At 68.2% G+C, this 11,716-nt stretch carries 16 protein-coding genes and 1 tRNA gene; 11 read left to right on the top strand and 6 right to left on the bottom strand.

Annotated features, from left to right (window positions below):
* Positions 1 to 287: 287 nt before the first annotated feature.
* The gene (locus tag P1K88_RS03105) at positions 288 to 515 is read left to right on the top strand and encodes a hypothetical protein (protein ID WP_276412463.1); all 228 of its coding nucleotides are present in this window, start codon (positions 288 to 290) and stop codon (positions 513 to 515) included.
* A gap of 56 nt (positions 516 to 571) precedes the next feature.
* Positions 572 to 772 carry a hypothetical protein gene (locus P1K88_RS03100; RefSeq protein WP_276412461.1) on the top strand — a complete coding sequence of 67 codons (201 nt, stop codon included), beginning with the start codon at positions 572 to 574 and terminating at the stop codon, positions 770 to 772.
* Positions 773 to 847: 75 nt separating this feature from the next.
* On the opposite strand, the gene P1K88_RS03095 is transcribed toward P1K88_RS03100, so the two are convergent.
* Entirely contained in the window at positions 848 to 1,804 is a 957-nt protein-coding gene (locus P1K88_RS03095) for a succinylglutamate desuccinylase/aspartoacylase family protein (RefSeq protein ID WP_276412460.1), read from the bottom strand.
* 102 nt (positions 1,805 to 1,906) lie between these two features.
* On the opposite strand from P1K88_RS03095, the gene P1K88_RS03090 reads away from it, so the two are divergent.
* Positions 1,907 to 2,173, top strand: coding sequence for a DUF7536 family protein (locus P1K88_RS03090; RefSeq protein WP_379786660.1), 267 nt, complete (start codon positions 1,907 to 1,909; stop codon positions 2,171 to 2,173).
* On the opposite strand, the gene P1K88_RS03085 is transcribed toward P1K88_RS03090, so the two are convergent.
* Complete coding sequence (locus tag P1K88_RS03085) at positions 2,174 to 3,391, bottom strand: potassium channel family protein (protein WP_276412458.1); 1,218 nt, start codon at positions 3,389 to 3,391, stop codon at positions 2,174 to 2,176.
* A 222-nt stretch (positions 3,392 to 3,613) separates the two neighbouring features.
* Here P1K88_RS03085 and citZ point away from each other — a divergent pair, with 222 nt between their 5' ends.
* Both citZ and P1K88_RS03075 read left to right on the top strand, forming a co-directional pair.
* The gene (gene citZ / locus P1K88_RS03080) at positions 3,614 to 4,759 is read left to right on the top strand and encodes a citrate synthase (RefSeq protein ID WP_276412457.1); all 1,146 of its coding nucleotides are present in this window, start codon (positions 3,614 to 3,616) and stop codon (positions 4,757 to 4,759) included.
* A gap of 134 nt (positions 4,760 to 4,893) precedes the next feature.
* Positions 4,894 to 5,067, top strand: coding sequence for a hypothetical protein (locus P1K88_RS03075; RefSeq protein ID WP_276297366.1), 174 nt, complete (start codon positions 4,894 to 4,896; stop codon positions 5,065 to 5,067).
* Between the two features lie 12 nt (positions 5,068 to 5,079).
* Here the strand turns inward: P1K88_RS03075 and P1K88_RS03070 are convergent, their stop codons facing one another.
* Positions 5,080 to 6,714, bottom strand: a complete 1,635-nt coding sequence (locus P1K88_RS03070; RefSeq protein ID WP_276412456.1) for a potassium channel family protein — start codon at positions 6,712 to 6,714, stop codon at positions 5,080 to 5,082.
* A 104-nt stretch (positions 6,715 to 6,818) separates the two neighbouring features.
* Between P1K88_RS03070 and ilvA the strand changes: the two genes are divergently transcribed.
* The 4 genes from ilvA to P1K88_RS03050 all read left to right on the top strand — a co-directional run bounded on the left by ilvA (position 6,819) and on the right by P1K88_RS03050 (position 8,767).
* The gene (ilvA, locus tag P1K88_RS03065; RefSeq protein WP_276412454.1) at positions 6,819 to 8,030 is read left to right on the top strand and encodes a threonine ammonia-lyase; all 1,212 of its coding nucleotides are present in this window, start codon (positions 6,819 to 6,821) and stop codon (positions 8,028 to 8,030) included.
* A 45-nt stretch (positions 8,031 to 8,075) separates the two neighbouring features.
* The gene (locus P1K88_RS03060; RefSeq protein WP_276412452.1) at positions 8,076 to 8,453 is read left to right on the top strand and encodes a Rid family detoxifying hydrolase; all 378 of its coding nucleotides are present in this window, start codon (positions 8,076 to 8,078) and stop codon (positions 8,451 to 8,453) included.
* Complete coding sequence (locus tag P1K88_RS03055; protein ID WP_276412451.1) at positions 8,454 to 8,657, top strand: DUF7981 family protein; 204 nt, start codon at positions 8,454 to 8,456, stop codon at positions 8,655 to 8,657.
* A 28-nt stretch (positions 8,658 to 8,685) separates the two neighbouring features.
* Positions 8,686 to 8,767 (top strand) — tRNA-Ser (locus P1K88_RS03050).
* Between the two features lie 171 nt (positions 8,768 to 8,938).
* On the opposite strand, the gene P1K88_RS03045 is transcribed toward P1K88_RS03050, so the two are convergent.
* Positions 8,939 to 9,322 (bottom strand): ACT domain-containing protein, encoded by a 384-nt coding sequence (locus tag P1K88_RS03045; protein ID WP_276412450.1) that lies wholly within the window; start codon positions 9,320 to 9,322, stop codon positions 8,939 to 8,941.
* A gap of 123 nt (positions 9,323 to 9,445) precedes the next feature.
* On the opposite strand from P1K88_RS03045, the gene P1K88_RS03040 reads away from it, so the two are divergent.
* Positions 9,446 to 9,940, top strand: a complete 495-nt coding sequence (locus tag P1K88_RS03040; protein WP_276412449.1) for a hypothetical protein — start codon at positions 9,446 to 9,448, stop codon at positions 9,938 to 9,940.
* Positions 9,941 to 9,949: 9 nt separating this feature from the next.
* Here the strand turns inward: P1K88_RS03040 and P1K88_RS03035 are convergent, their stop codons facing one another.
* Together P1K88_RS03035 and P1K88_RS03030 are read right to left on the bottom strand one after the other, a co-directional pair.
* Positions 9,950 to 10,213, bottom strand: coding sequence for a DUF7577 domain-containing protein (locus tag P1K88_RS03035; protein WP_276412448.1), 264 nt, complete (start codon positions 10,211 to 10,213; stop codon positions 9,950 to 9,952).
* Between the two features lie 56 nt (positions 10,214 to 10,269).
* Positions 10,270 to 10,647: a VOC family protein gene (locus P1K88_RS03030; RefSeq protein ID WP_276412446.1), complete on the bottom strand. Its 378-nt coding sequence runs from the start codon at positions 10,645 to 10,647 to the stop codon at positions 10,270 to 10,272.
* 86 nt (positions 10,648 to 10,733) lie between these two features.
* Between P1K88_RS03030 and P1K88_RS03025 the strand changes: the two genes are divergently transcribed.
* Entirely contained in the window at positions 10,734 to 11,708 is a 975-nt protein-coding gene (locus P1K88_RS03025) for an aldo/keto reductase (RefSeq protein WP_276412444.1), read from the top strand.
* The last annotated feature ends 8 nt before the right edge of the window (positions 11,709 to 11,716 follow it).

Raw genomic sequence — 11,716 nt, 5'->3', positions numbered from 1 at the left:
CCGGCCTTTTTCGCCCACGTTTTTCGAGGAGTGGTCGCCGCAGGCGACCCGACGACGAAAAAGGTGGTCGTGCAGGACGCGGCGATCGAGTTCCACGCACCCTGACCTGACCAAAGAGGGGGCGTCCGGCGAGGTTCCGCGGGCCTTACTCGGCGAGGGAGGCCACAGCGGCGACGATGGCGGCCCCCGGGCGGTGCCCTCGCAGTGTCCACCGTCGGGGCGCGGTCGGTCCCGGACCCCGATTACCCCGCACATAACAATGTGTACGGGGTCGCTATCGGGAGGTAATGAGCACCAACTGGCCCGCCACCGTCGGAGACGGTCCCGTCGCCGCCAGGGACCCGCTCCCCCAGGACGACTTCGCCGAGGAAGTGCTGGTCGCGGAATCCGAACCGACGGCAAACGGGCCGCCACGGGCACTCGTCTACCCGAAAGCGGCGCCGGCACACCGGGTGGCCGACCAGTGGCTGGCGGTCGACGCGACCGCACTCGTCGACGTCGAGGACGTAAGGTAACCCAGTTCTGGGTAACGCCGTGGTAACAATAGTGCCAGTGAGCGACGCTACGAGACATGGGAGCGGAGCACTGGGACACGGTCGACGGCGAACCGACGGCGGACCCGGCAGACGGCGTCCTGCCGGCGGTGGTCCGGACGCGCTCCGACGGCACCGACCGGTTCATCTGTTACGACGACAGCCGTGGGACGGCCGCGGACACGGCGTGGCTCTCGGTGAACGCCGCCGCGGCCGTCTCGCTGCTGGAGTGGCGCTGAGGCGTCGTCTCCGTCCGTCACTTCGACCGCGCTGTACCGTCGAGTCGATGTCGAACTGGCCGAGGGAAGCCGCTATCAGTACGTATCCACGTCGGTCCCGACCGAACAGACGTACTCGCCGGTCGCGACCTGCGGGAGGCGCCGCGAGCGCCAGAAGATGCCCGCCGAGTCAGCGGTAATTTCGGCTTTCGTCTCACCGAAGACGTCGGTCACCTCGAACAGCGTCTGCCCGTGCGAGACGCGCTCGCCGAGGTCGGCCTGGAAGTCCACGAGCCCGCCGACCGGCGAGCCGTACTGTTCGAAGCCGCTGGCGCGGGTCTGTGGCCGGGGCCGGCACTGCCCGTCGAGGAAGCCGTAGTAGCGCAGGACGTTGAACATCCCATCGACGCCGGCCCGGATGGAGTCCTCGTCCCAGCCGACGGCCCCGCCCAGTTCAGGGTCGATGGTGGGGACACCGTCGTCCGGGGCCGTACGGGCCAGCTGCCCGTCGGGGCCCTTCTGGTCTAAGATGTACCCGCAGCCAAACACCCGTGCGAGTTCGAGACACTCCTCGTGGAGGTGGTGGCGCGACCCACAGCGGACCCGACACTCGTCTATCATCCGGGAGGTCGACCCCTGGTGGAGGTCGACGACCAGGTCGGCACTCACCGCCGCGTCGTAGGTGGCCGCGGCGATGCGCTCGCTCGAGGTGCCGTTCTCGTCGCCCGGGTAGGCCCGGTTCATCTTCGTGTCGTCGATGGGGTTGCGGTGCTCTGCGACCTGGAAGGCGTGGTAGTTGACGATGCCACAGACGAGAATCGTCCCCGAGACGTCGGCGGGGTCGAGTCGCGGGAGCAGTCGCCGGACGACGCCGACGCCGTTCAACTCGTCGCCGTCGCTCGCAGCCTGCACGTAGAGTCGCTTCCCGTCGGCGGCGCCGTTGACCACGGCGACCGGGAGGCCCACGGGACTCCCGTCCCGCGTCTCCCCGACCGTCAGGCGCCCCGTGTCCACGTCGCCAGGCGCAGCACTGGCGGTGCCGAACGTTTCCATTGCGCCCACTTTCGTGACGGGCGTTTTTACTGGTTCGGATTTCGCTCATCCGGCCCGACGCGGACCGACGGCGTCATTTGGATGGGGGCCGTACCGGCGCTCGTGTCAGATCCCGACGGACAGCGACAGAGCGGCAAGGCCGCCATGGTCACGGCGCTGAACGTCCCCCGGAACGCGAAGGTCGGCTTCGCGGGCGCGCTGGTAGTGACAGCCGCGATATTCGCGCTTTTCGTCCTGCCGGGGACCCAGCGGCCGGCCTACCTCTATCTCGCGCTGGGGTTCGTCCTCGCCGCCTCCCTGGGCGGACTGCTGACGGTGCTTCTGACCGTCGTCTCGGCTGTCAGACTCGCCCGGGCGGACGCCCCCTGACTACTGGCCGGCCAGATCGGTCAGGCGCTCTGACCCCGAGCGGGTCCCCTTCGCGATGAGGACGTCCCCCGCTCGCAGCGGCGTCTCCGGCCCCGGCGAGACGACCCAGTCGGCGTCCTCGCGGCCGGTCCGGGCGCTCTCGCCGGCCCGCCGGATGGCGATGATTCGCATCCCCGTCGCCGTCTTCACCGCGGCGTCCCCGATGGTGGTGCCCGCGAGGGTGCTGTCGGCGGTGACCGTCGTCCGCACGATTATCTCGTCGGACTCCTGGACGGCCTCGGCGACGACCGGGTGGGTCGAGAGGCCCCGCATCACGCCCTCGCTTATCTCCTGGGCGGCGTCGGAGATGACCTCCGTCGACCGGGCCAGGTGGACCAGCCCCCGCAGCGAGACGGGGTCGTCGATGTCGGCGGCCGCCCGGAGCACCCACACCTCGAACCGCGATTGCAGGGCGTCGACCTCCGCCTCCAGTTCCATGACCTCCTCGGCGACCTCCGTGCTGTCGAACAGCACCGCGCCGTAGGCCAGGTCGACGGCGAGCTCGCCCATGTCCTTCATCACGACGATAGAGTCGACGGCCCGCTCCAGGTCCTGCAGGCCCGCAGCCGGCGGGTCTGGCGGGTCGTAGTCGCCGCCGGTCGCCTCGCGGTAGACGTCGGTGACGCCGCTCTCGGGCCCCCGGAAGAGCACCACGTCGTCGGCCAGGAGGGACGTCTCGCGGTCGGGGTTGAACAACCACGTCCCCTGGCGCCGGATGGCGATGACGCGCACGCCCGTGTTCGTCTCTAGGTTCAGCGCCCCCAGCGTCTCGCCGGTCAGCGGCGAGTCGGGGGCGACGGTCGCCCGGACCAGTGTCTCTACAGCCTCGGGGAGGGCCGCCCGCATGGATTCCGGCAGGCCGATGTCCTCCAAGACCACCTTCGCGATGTCGCCGGCGGCGTCGCTTATCTTCTCGGCGGCGCCGACCATCCCCAGCACCGGCGCCAGTGCCTCGGCGTCGTCGGTCGACCGACACGCCATCAGCATGCTCATCCGGGCGCGCATCTGGAGGACGTCCATCTTCGACTCCAGTTCCAGCACCTCGGCGGCCACGTCGTCGCTCCCGAGCAGCACCGCCGAGTACGAGAGGTCGATGAGCAGCTCCGCGGTGTCTTTCATCTCGGCCAGGACCGCCTTGACGCTGACCGGTTCGTACTCGACGGATACCGTCGGATCCATGGCCGTCGGTTCGGCGCCGCCGAGGAAAAACGTTCCTCACCGCTCATGGTCGGGCCGGCTTTGGCCCCGTCACGGACAGGCGACGAAACCTTGACGTTCGACAGCATCTGGCGGCGAGAGGTGGACATTGTCGTAGCAGGCCCCGACGCCAGACGTGTGAGTGTGTGAGACGAAGGCGATGAAAGAAAATGTTTTTCCCGGCAGGTACGGTACCGTTCGGGTATGTCCGACGACCTCAAAAAAGGGCTCGAGGGAGTCCTCGTCGCCGAATCCGATCTGAGTATGATCGACGGCGACGTGGGCACGCTCGTCTACCGCGGGTACACCATCGAGGACCTCGCGAAGGGCGCCAGTTACGAAGAGGTGCTGTATCTGCTCTGGCACGGCCACCTCCCCGACGAGGCCGAACTGGCGGACTTCGAGGAAGCGATGGTGAGCGAACGGGCCGTCGACGACGGACTGGTGGCGACGGTCCGCGAGCTGGCCGAGTCCGGCGAGAAGCCGATGGCCGCGCTCCGGACGGCCGTCTCGATGCTCTCGGCGTACGACCCCGCACCCGAGGACGCCGAACCGACAGACGAGGCCGTCAACCTCGCGAAGGGCCGGCGCATCACGGCCAAGATTCCGACAATCCTCGCCGCCTTCGCCCGCATCAGAAACGGCGAGGAGCCGGTCGAGCCCCGGGACGACCTCGGTCACGCCGCGAACTTCCTGTACATGCTCAACGGCGAGGAACCCGACGACGTGCTGGCCGACGTCTTCGACCAGGCGCTCGTCCTCCACGCCGACCACGGCCTCAACGCCTCGACGTTCTCGGCGATGGTCACGGCCTCCACCCTCTCTGACGTCCACAGCTCCGTCACCGCCGCCATCGGCACGCTGAAGGGGCCGCTCCACGGCGGCGCCAACCAGGACGTCATGGAGATGCTCAAGGAGGTCGACGACGCCGCGATGGACCCCCTCGAGTGGGTCCAGACCGCCCTCGACAAGGGGCGGCGCGTCTCCGGCTTTGGCCACCGCGTCTACAACGTCAAGGACCCCCGCGCGAAGATCCTCGGCGAGCGCTCGAAGGAACTGGGCGAGGCCGCCGGGTCGCTGAAGTGGTACGAGATGTCCACCACCATCGAGGAGTACCTCATGGAGGAGAAGGGGCTGGCCCCCAACGTCGACTTCTACTCGGCCTCGACGTACTACCAGATGGGCATCCCCATCGACATCTACACCCCCATCTTCGCGATGTCCCGCGTCGGCGGCTGGGTCGCCCACGTACTCGAGTACATCGAGGACAACCGCCTCATCCGCCCGCGTGCCCGCTACACCGGTCCCGACCCCGACGAGACGACGTTCGTCCCGCTCGAGGAGCGGTAAGTGACTCCGGGGCCGGCCCGAGCGAACCGACGGGCCGACTTTCTTCACCCGCTTTTTCGAGTGGAGCGCCTGACTTCAACGCCAGTTTGAGCGACGGCAGGGCCTTTTACCCGGCGGTGAGACGGTGCTGCCGCATGGTCCACTGTCCCGAGTGTGACGGCACGATAGCGGAAGAATCGGACGTCGAGTTCATCGACCTCGACGCGAAGATGGCGGGCCTGTTCAGGTCCTCCAAGCGGTTCTACGTGGTCGCGTGCAACGACTGTGGCGCGGCCATCGGGAGCGGCGTCGCGGGCGGCGGCGGGTGAGACGCCGCCGGTTCAGCCAAACAGGTCGGTAAAGCGGTCGACGCCCTCGTCGGTGCCCGCGATGACGAGTCGATCCGTCGAATCGATGTGGACGTCGGGCCCGAGGTCCGTCAGCACGTCGCCGTTGCGCTCGACGGCGATGACCGTACACCCCGTCCGCGAGCGGATGTCGGCCTCCCCGAGCGTCGTGTCGCCGAGTCGCTCCGGCGAGACGCGGACGATCTCGACCTGCTGGTCCATCGAGATGACGTCCTCCTCCTCTAGGATGGTCGAGGCGAGCATCCGTCCGCTGACCGTCGCCAGCGAGAGGACGTAGTCGGCCCCCGCGCGGTACATCTTCTTGACGTTGTTCGTCTCCTCGGCGCGGGCGATGACCTCCACGTCGGGGTCTAGGTCACGGACGACGAGCGTCGCGAACTCCGTCTCCGTGTCCTGTGAGATGGCGAGGACGACCGTCCGGGCCTCGTCGATGCGGGCGGCCTGGAGCACCTCCGGTTCGGTGGCGTCGCCGACCACGTCGACGCCGGGTTCGTCCTTCCGGTCGAGGACGGTATGGGGGACGCCGGCGGTGGTCAGCGCCGCGGAGATGGTCTGTCCCACCTCGCCGTAGCCGACGACGACGGTCTTGCCCCGCTGGAAGTCGTGGACCGACGACATCGTCATCTCCTTGAGCCGTTCGAGCTGTGACTCGGTCCCCGACGCCAGCAACACGGTGCTCCCGTCGAGTTCGGCGTCCGGCGAGGGCGGACTGACGAACTGCCCGCGGAACCACGCGCCGATGACGTTGACGCCCGTCCGCTCGCGGATGCCGCTGTCCGCGAGCGTCGTCCCCACCAGATCGCTCCCGCGGTGGATGGGGAGTTCGGCGATGTCGAAGTCCTCGCCCACCTCGATGGAGTCGCCCAGCGTCGTCGAGACGCCCGTCGTGACCTTGCTGGCGAGGCTCTCGCCGAGGATGCGGCGCGGCGAGATGACGGCGTCGGCGCCGGCCAGGTCGTGGTACTTCGCCCGGCTTGGCTCCTTGACGACGCTGACGGTCTGGACCGACTCGTCGACCTCGCGGGCGGTGAGGATGATGCTCGTGTTGACCTGGTCGGAGGCGTCGGCGACCAGCGAGCGGGCCGCCGAGAGGCGGGCGCTCTCCAGGCCCTCGACGGTCTGTGGGTCGGCGTGGATGACGTGGTTTCCCGCAGCGTGCAGTTCGTTCGCCCGCTCGCGGTCCGCCTCGACGATGACGTAGGGGACGTCCCAGGTGTCGAGTTCCGTCACCAGCGTCTCGCCCCGCGGCGTGAACTGGCAGATGACGACGTGGTCCGACAGCTCCTCGTCGATGCTCGTCGGGGCGGAGGTCGCCATCGCCTCCTCGAACAGCGGGAACAGCAACACCGGCAGCGCAAGGAAGATGAGCACGACGCCGGTGACGTCCATCACGATGACCAGCAGGCGCATCCCCGTGCTCTCCCAGGGCGAATCGGAGCCAAAGCCCGTGGTGGTGAACGTCTCGACGACGACCTGGAGCGAGTGGAGGAAGTCCCGGGGGTCTGACTCCCAGGCCGTCATCCCGTAGTCGTATGCGACGGCGTAGGCGACGATGACGGCCGCCAGCCCTGCGACGTAGTAGGCGGTCCGTCGCATCCAGGTGTCCATCTACCGGTACGTGGCCCACGGGCGATAAAACAGTTCTGCCGCCGTCACGCGATGTCGGTGCCCGTTCCCGCAGGTCTAACACCTCCCGGCGAGTAGGACGGGGCATGCTCTCGTTCGAGGACGTGCTGGCGGCCCAGGACCGGGTCAGCCAGACGGCCCGCCACACGCCGCTCGACTACTCGCACACCTTCTCTGCGATGACCGGCGCGGACGTCCACCTCAAACTCGAACTGTTCCAGCGCACGGGCGCGTTCAAGATCCGCGGGGCGACCAACCGCATCGCCACGCTCTCCGAGGCGGAACGCGAGGCCGGCGTCGTCACCGCCAGCGCGGGGAACCACGCCCAGGGCGTCGCACTCGCCGCGACGCGCATCGGCGTCGAGTCGAAGATCGTCATGCCCGAGCACGCGCCGGTCTCGAAGGTCAAAGCCACCCGCAACTACGGCGGCGAGGTCGTCCTCGCGGGCCGGGACTACGACGCGGCCGCCGAGCGCGCCCACGAGATCGAGCGCGAGGAGGGGCGGACCTACATCCACGCCTTCGACGACGAGCAGGTCATGGCCGGCCAGGGGACCATCGGCCTCGAGATATACGACGACCTGCCCGGGATAGAGACGGTCGTGGTCCCCATCGGTGGGGGCGGGCTCATCAGCGGCATCGCCACGGCGCTGAAAGGGAAAAACGAGGACATCCGTGTCGTCGGCGTACAGGCCGAGGGGGCCTCGAGCGTCGCCGAGTCGCTGCGGAAGGGGCACCGCGTCAAGCGGGACTCCGTCGAGACCATCGCCGACGGCATCGCCACCCGGACCGTCGGCGAGCAGACCTTCGAGATAATCCAGGACCGCGTCGACGAGGTGGTGACCGTCTCCGACTCGGAGATCGCCGTGGCGCTGACCACGCTGCTCGAACGCTCGAAGACCCTCGCCGAGGGAGCGGGGGCCGTCGCGCTCGCCGCGGTGCTCGAGGAGAAGTTCGAGTACGCCGACGACGAGACCATCGTCCCCGCGCTCTGTGGCGGGAACATCGACCTGAACATGCTGACGAACGTCGTCATGCGGGGCCTGGTCGAGACCGGGCGCTATCTCAAGCTGCGGACCGTGCTCAAGGACCGCCCCGGCGCGCTGGAGGAACTGGTCGAGATTCTCTCGGCCCAGCGGGCCAACATCTACGCCATCGAACACGACCGGACCAGTCGCGACGTGGCGATGAACGACGCCGAGGTGGAACTGGACCTCGAAACCCGGGGCCCCAAACACGTCGAGGCACTGCTCTCGGCGCTTCGCGAGCACGGCTACGAGGTCGACGTGCTGGTCTGACCCGGCCGACTCGGGATTTATTAGCCAGGCGGCCCCCGCTCCGGTATGAGAGATATCGTCAGTACCGACGCGGCGCCCGCCGCCGTCGGCGCGTACAGCCAGGCGACGACCACCGACGACCTCGTGTTCACCGCCGGCCAGATCCCGCTGACTCCCGACGGCGACCTGCTGGACGGGGCCGCCGTCGACGTCCAGACCGAACAGGCCTTGGAGAACGTCGCCGCCATCCTCGAGGCGGCAGACACCGACATGGACAGCGTCCTGAAGGTGACCGTGTTCCTGGCCGACATCGACGACTTCGACGCCATGAACGACACCTACGAGACGTTCTTCGACGACGAACCGCCCGCCCGGTCGGCCGTCGCCGTCAAGGACCTCCCGAAGGGCGTCGCCGTCGAGATCGAGGCCGTGGCCGCCCGCTAGATGCGTCCGCGAACGAAATCCAGCCTGCTGTGGGGCGTCGTCGGCGGCCTCGCCTTCCTCGTCTTGCTCCAGGGCTACGAACTGCTGGCAGCGCAACCGGTCGCCCTCGGCGTGAAGTTCGGCGTCGCCGCCCTGGTCGCGGCCGGCGCGACGGGCCTGACCTACCTGACGCAGGACCGCCTGCCCGGAAACGAAAGTCCTTAACCACCCGCCGTCTGATGCTCGAATACGAGCCAGGATGGCCGAACGGTAAGGCGCACGCCTGGAAAGCGTGTTCCCTTTCGGGATTCTGGGTTCAAATCCCAGTCCTGGCGTACCACCTTTTTCTGCGTCGGGTTCGCGCTTCGCGCGAACCACTCCTTGAAAAATCTGGACCAAAAAGGCCGGACGCTCACGTCGTTCGCGTCCGGTAAAACCGCGCCTTCGGCGCGGTATGCTTACAGCAACGAACAGAATTATTCCGTGGAGAAGCGGCGTTCTAAGCGTCACCTAGGAACGTCACACCCTAGCTCCTCGAGCGTCGCGAGCGCCCGGTCGACGTCTTCGGCCTTGACCAACACGTGGTCGGTCGAGTACGCCGACAGCGCGAATATCGAGACGTCGGCCTCGGCGAGTGCCGTCGCGGCGCTCGCCAGAAACCCCACGAGGTCGAAGGGGAGTACCGCCTCGAAGGTGAGGACCTTCCAGCCGGGTTCCACCTCGATGGCGCCGTCGGGGTCGTCGGTCCCCTCCTCGACGACCAGGGTCGTCTCGCGGCCGTCCTGGATGGACGCGAAGGCGTCAGGGTCCGGTCGGTCGGCTTTCACGACGGCGTAGGGCTCGTCCGAGACGGTGACGGCGGCCTCCGCGAGGAAGTCGGCGACGTCCATGTCCTCCCATCGCCCACCGACACCGTAACTCTCCTGTTTGACCGCGAAAGCACAACCCCTGGACGCCGTGACGAGTGTTTTATCGTCGCCGTTCGTTAAGTCAGTGGCTCGCCAACAGCAGGTATGGACCGCAGACAGGTGCTCCAGTCGAGCGCCGGGATGGTCGCCACCACGGCGTGGTCGGGGTGTCTCGGCGAGCTGACCGGGTCGGCGGAACAGGCACAATCCGGGTCGGGGAACCCCTGTGACGACCCGCGACTCGTCGACTATCAGGCCGTCGACGAGTACCGCCACCGCGGTGTCTACCTGCAAAACGGGGCCGAGTCGGTGTACACAGCCTGTGTCCGGGTCACGGAGGCCGACAGTGAGCCGGAGGAGGACGGTCAGCAGCCACCACCGCTCTCACACCGGGGGTACGAGATGCATCCGGGGACCGCGGTCGAGATAGTCACCTTCGACGACCAGGGACGCTACACGGTCACGGTCAGTCTCGACGCGACGAGCAAGCAGGCACAGTTCGAGGTGGCCGACTCGACGGCCGACGGCACCGGCACCTGGTTCGCGACATTCGAGATAACCGGTGCCGCCAACGTCGAGGTCACGAGACACGACGGGTGACGACCGAGGCTACAGCGTCGCGACGCACTCCCGGCAGTACCGGAACCCGCGCTCGTTGACCGTCCCGCAGTTGCCACAGCGCCACCCGCCCGACGGCACCGAGCCGGCGGGGTCCGCCTCGCCGGTCCCCGGTTCGGGCGCGTCGGGCGCGCCCTCACGCCAGCGCTCGCGCCCGTCGAGGACGATACGCACCAGTACCGGGAGCGCCACGGCGAGGGCCACCAGCGCCGTGGCGGTGAGGACGACGACGTACACCTCCCCGAACGAGACCATGTGCGCGGTACGTGCCGGGCGGCAGTAGTTCCTGTGGTCGCACGTGTCGGCCCCGCTCAGACGTGGCGGAAGAGCTCGAGCGTGTACCCTTCGGGGTCCTCGACGAACGCAGCGTGGGCGTCGGCGGCCTCGATTTCGGTCGGTTCGAGCACCGGCGCGGCGCCGGCCGAGAGCGCCCGCTCGTAGGCGGCCTCGACGTCGTCGACGGTGAACGCGACGTGGTCGACGTCGGCCCGCGACGGGGCGATGGGCGTCGTCCGGTCGGGGTCGTAGCGGAGCTGGATGTCGCCGTCGCCCTCGCCGCCGTCGGCCAGGTAGACGTTCTCGACGCCGTCCAGGGTGAACCGGTGGGTCTCCTCGAAGCCCATCGCGGCGTAGAACTCCATCGCGCGGTCGAGGTCCGAGACACAGAGTGCGGTGTGTGCGAGGTCCATGCGGGCTCGTTGTAGGCGCTGCGGGATGACGGTACCGGATGGCGGGCGTGCCGAACGCATTTGTGCCAGCCAGTCGTCTCGTCGGTATGGAGTACACGACGCTCGGCTCGACCGGCATCGAAGTCAGCAAGATCTGTCTGGGCTGTATGAGCTTCGGCAGCGGCCGCGAGTGGATGCTCGACGCCGAGGAGGGCCGTGAACTCGTCGAACGGGCCATCGACCTCGGCATCAACTTCTTCGACACCGCCAACGTCTACTCGGCGGGCGAGAGCGAGGAGATTCTGGGCGACGTCCTCGCGGACTACGACCGCGACCAGCAGGTCGTCGCGACGAAGGTCCGGTTCCCCGGCGCGACCGACCACCGCAACGCGCAGGGGCTCTCCCGGAAGACCATCGAGCAGGAACTGGCGAACTCGCTTTCCCGCTTGGGGATGGACACCGTCGACCTCTACCAGATCCACCGCTGGGACTACGGCACACCCATCGAGACGACGCTGCGGGCGCTCGACGACGCCGTCCGCCGTGGCCAGGTCCGCCACATCGGGGCCTCCTCGATGTGGGCCCACCAGTTCCAGGAGGCGTTGCACGTCAGCGACCGCGAGGGGCTGGCCCGCTTCGAGACGATGCAGGACCTCTATCACCTGACCTACCGCGAGGAGGAACGCGAGATGTACCCGCTCTGTGAGAGGGAGAACGTCGGCGTCCTGCCGTGGAGTCCGCTCGGCGCGGGCTACCTGACGCGGCCCCACGAGGAGTTCAAGACGACCTCGCGCGGGGTGCACGAGACCGAGACCGCCGAGGTCCCCTACCACGAGGGACCGGGCAGCGAGGAGATCAACGAGCGCGTCCAGGAACTGGCGGCCGACTACGGCGTGACGATGGCCCAGATCGCGCTGGCCTGGCACTTCCAGAACGACAACGTCACCGCGCCCATCGTCGGGACCTCGAGCATCGACCACCTGGAAGACGCCGTCGAGGCCCTGGAGATCGACCTCTCGGCGTCTGACGTGGCGTATCTCGAGGATCCCTACGAGCCGGTGGCAGTGTACGGGCACGAGTAGCGGGGTTC

The sequence above is a fragment of the Haloarcula halobia genome, assembly GCF_029338255.1.
GTDB classification, from domain to species: domain Archaea; phylum Halobacteriota; class Halobacteria; order Halobacteriales; family Haloarculaceae; genus Haloarcula; species Haloarcula halobia.
Note: the sequence above shows the minus strand (reverse complement) of the source record. Positions and strands in the feature narration are given on the sequence as shown.

Excerpts from the sequence above, each read along its gene's own strand:
- P1K88_RS03095 (WP_276412460.1), bottom strand. The coding sequence starts at position 1,804 with ATGGAAACGTTCGGCACCGCCAGTGCTGCGCCTGGCGACGTGGACACG.
- ilvA (WP_276412454.1), top strand. The coding sequence starts at position 6,819 with ATGCTCTCGTTCGAGGACGTGCTGGCGGCCCAGGACCGGGTCAGCCAG.
- P1K88_RS03085 (WP_276412458.1), bottom strand. The coding sequence starts at position 3,391 with ATGGATCCGACGGTATCCGTCGAGTACGAACCGGTCAGCGTCAAGGCG.
- P1K88_RS03060 (WP_276412452.1), top strand. The coding sequence starts at position 8,076 with ATGAGAGATATCGTCAGTACCGACGCGGCGCCCGCCGCCGTCGGCGCG.
- P1K88_RS03100 (WP_276412461.1), top strand. The coding sequence starts at position 572 with ATGGGAGCGGAGCACTGGGACACGGTCGACGGCGAACCGACGGCGGAC.
- P1K88_RS03035 (WP_276412448.1), bottom strand. The coding sequence starts at position 10,213 with ATGGTCTCGTTCGGGGAGGTGTACGTCGTCGTCCTCACCGCCACGGCG.
- P1K88_RS03045 (WP_276412450.1), bottom strand. The coding sequence starts at position 9,322 with ATGGACGTCGCCGACTTCCTCGCGGAGGCCGCCGTCACCGTCTCGGAC.
- citZ (WP_276412457.1), top strand. The coding sequence starts at position 3,614 with ATGTCCGACGACCTCAAAAAAGGGCTCGAGGGAGTCCTCGTCGCCGAA.
- P1K88_RS03055 (WP_276412451.1), top strand. The coding sequence starts at position 8,454 with ATGCGTCCGCGAACGAAATCCAGCCTGCTGTGGGGCGTCGTCGGCGGC.
- P1K88_RS03075 (WP_276297366.1), top strand. The coding sequence starts at position 4,894 with ATGGTCCACTGTCCCGAGTGTGACGGCACGATAGCGGAAGAATCGGAC.
- P1K88_RS03040 (WP_276412449.1), top strand. The coding sequence starts at position 9,446 with ATGGACCGCAGACAGGTGCTCCAGTCGAGCGCCGGGATGGTCGCCACC.
- P1K88_RS03070 (WP_276412456.1), bottom strand. The coding sequence starts at position 6,714 with ATGGACACCTGGATGCGACGGACCGCCTACTACGTCGCAGGGCTGGCG.
- P1K88_RS03105 (WP_276412463.1), top strand. The coding sequence starts at position 288 with ATGAGCACCAACTGGCCCGCCACCGTCGGAGACGGTCCCGTCGCCGCC.
- P1K88_RS03030 (WP_276412446.1), bottom strand. The coding sequence starts at position 10,647 with ATGGACCTCGCACACACCGCACTCTGTGTCTCGGACCTCGACCGCGCG.
- P1K88_RS03025 (WP_276412444.1), top strand. The coding sequence starts at position 10,734 with ATGGAGTACACGACGCTCGGCTCGACCGGCATCGAAGTCAGCAAGATC.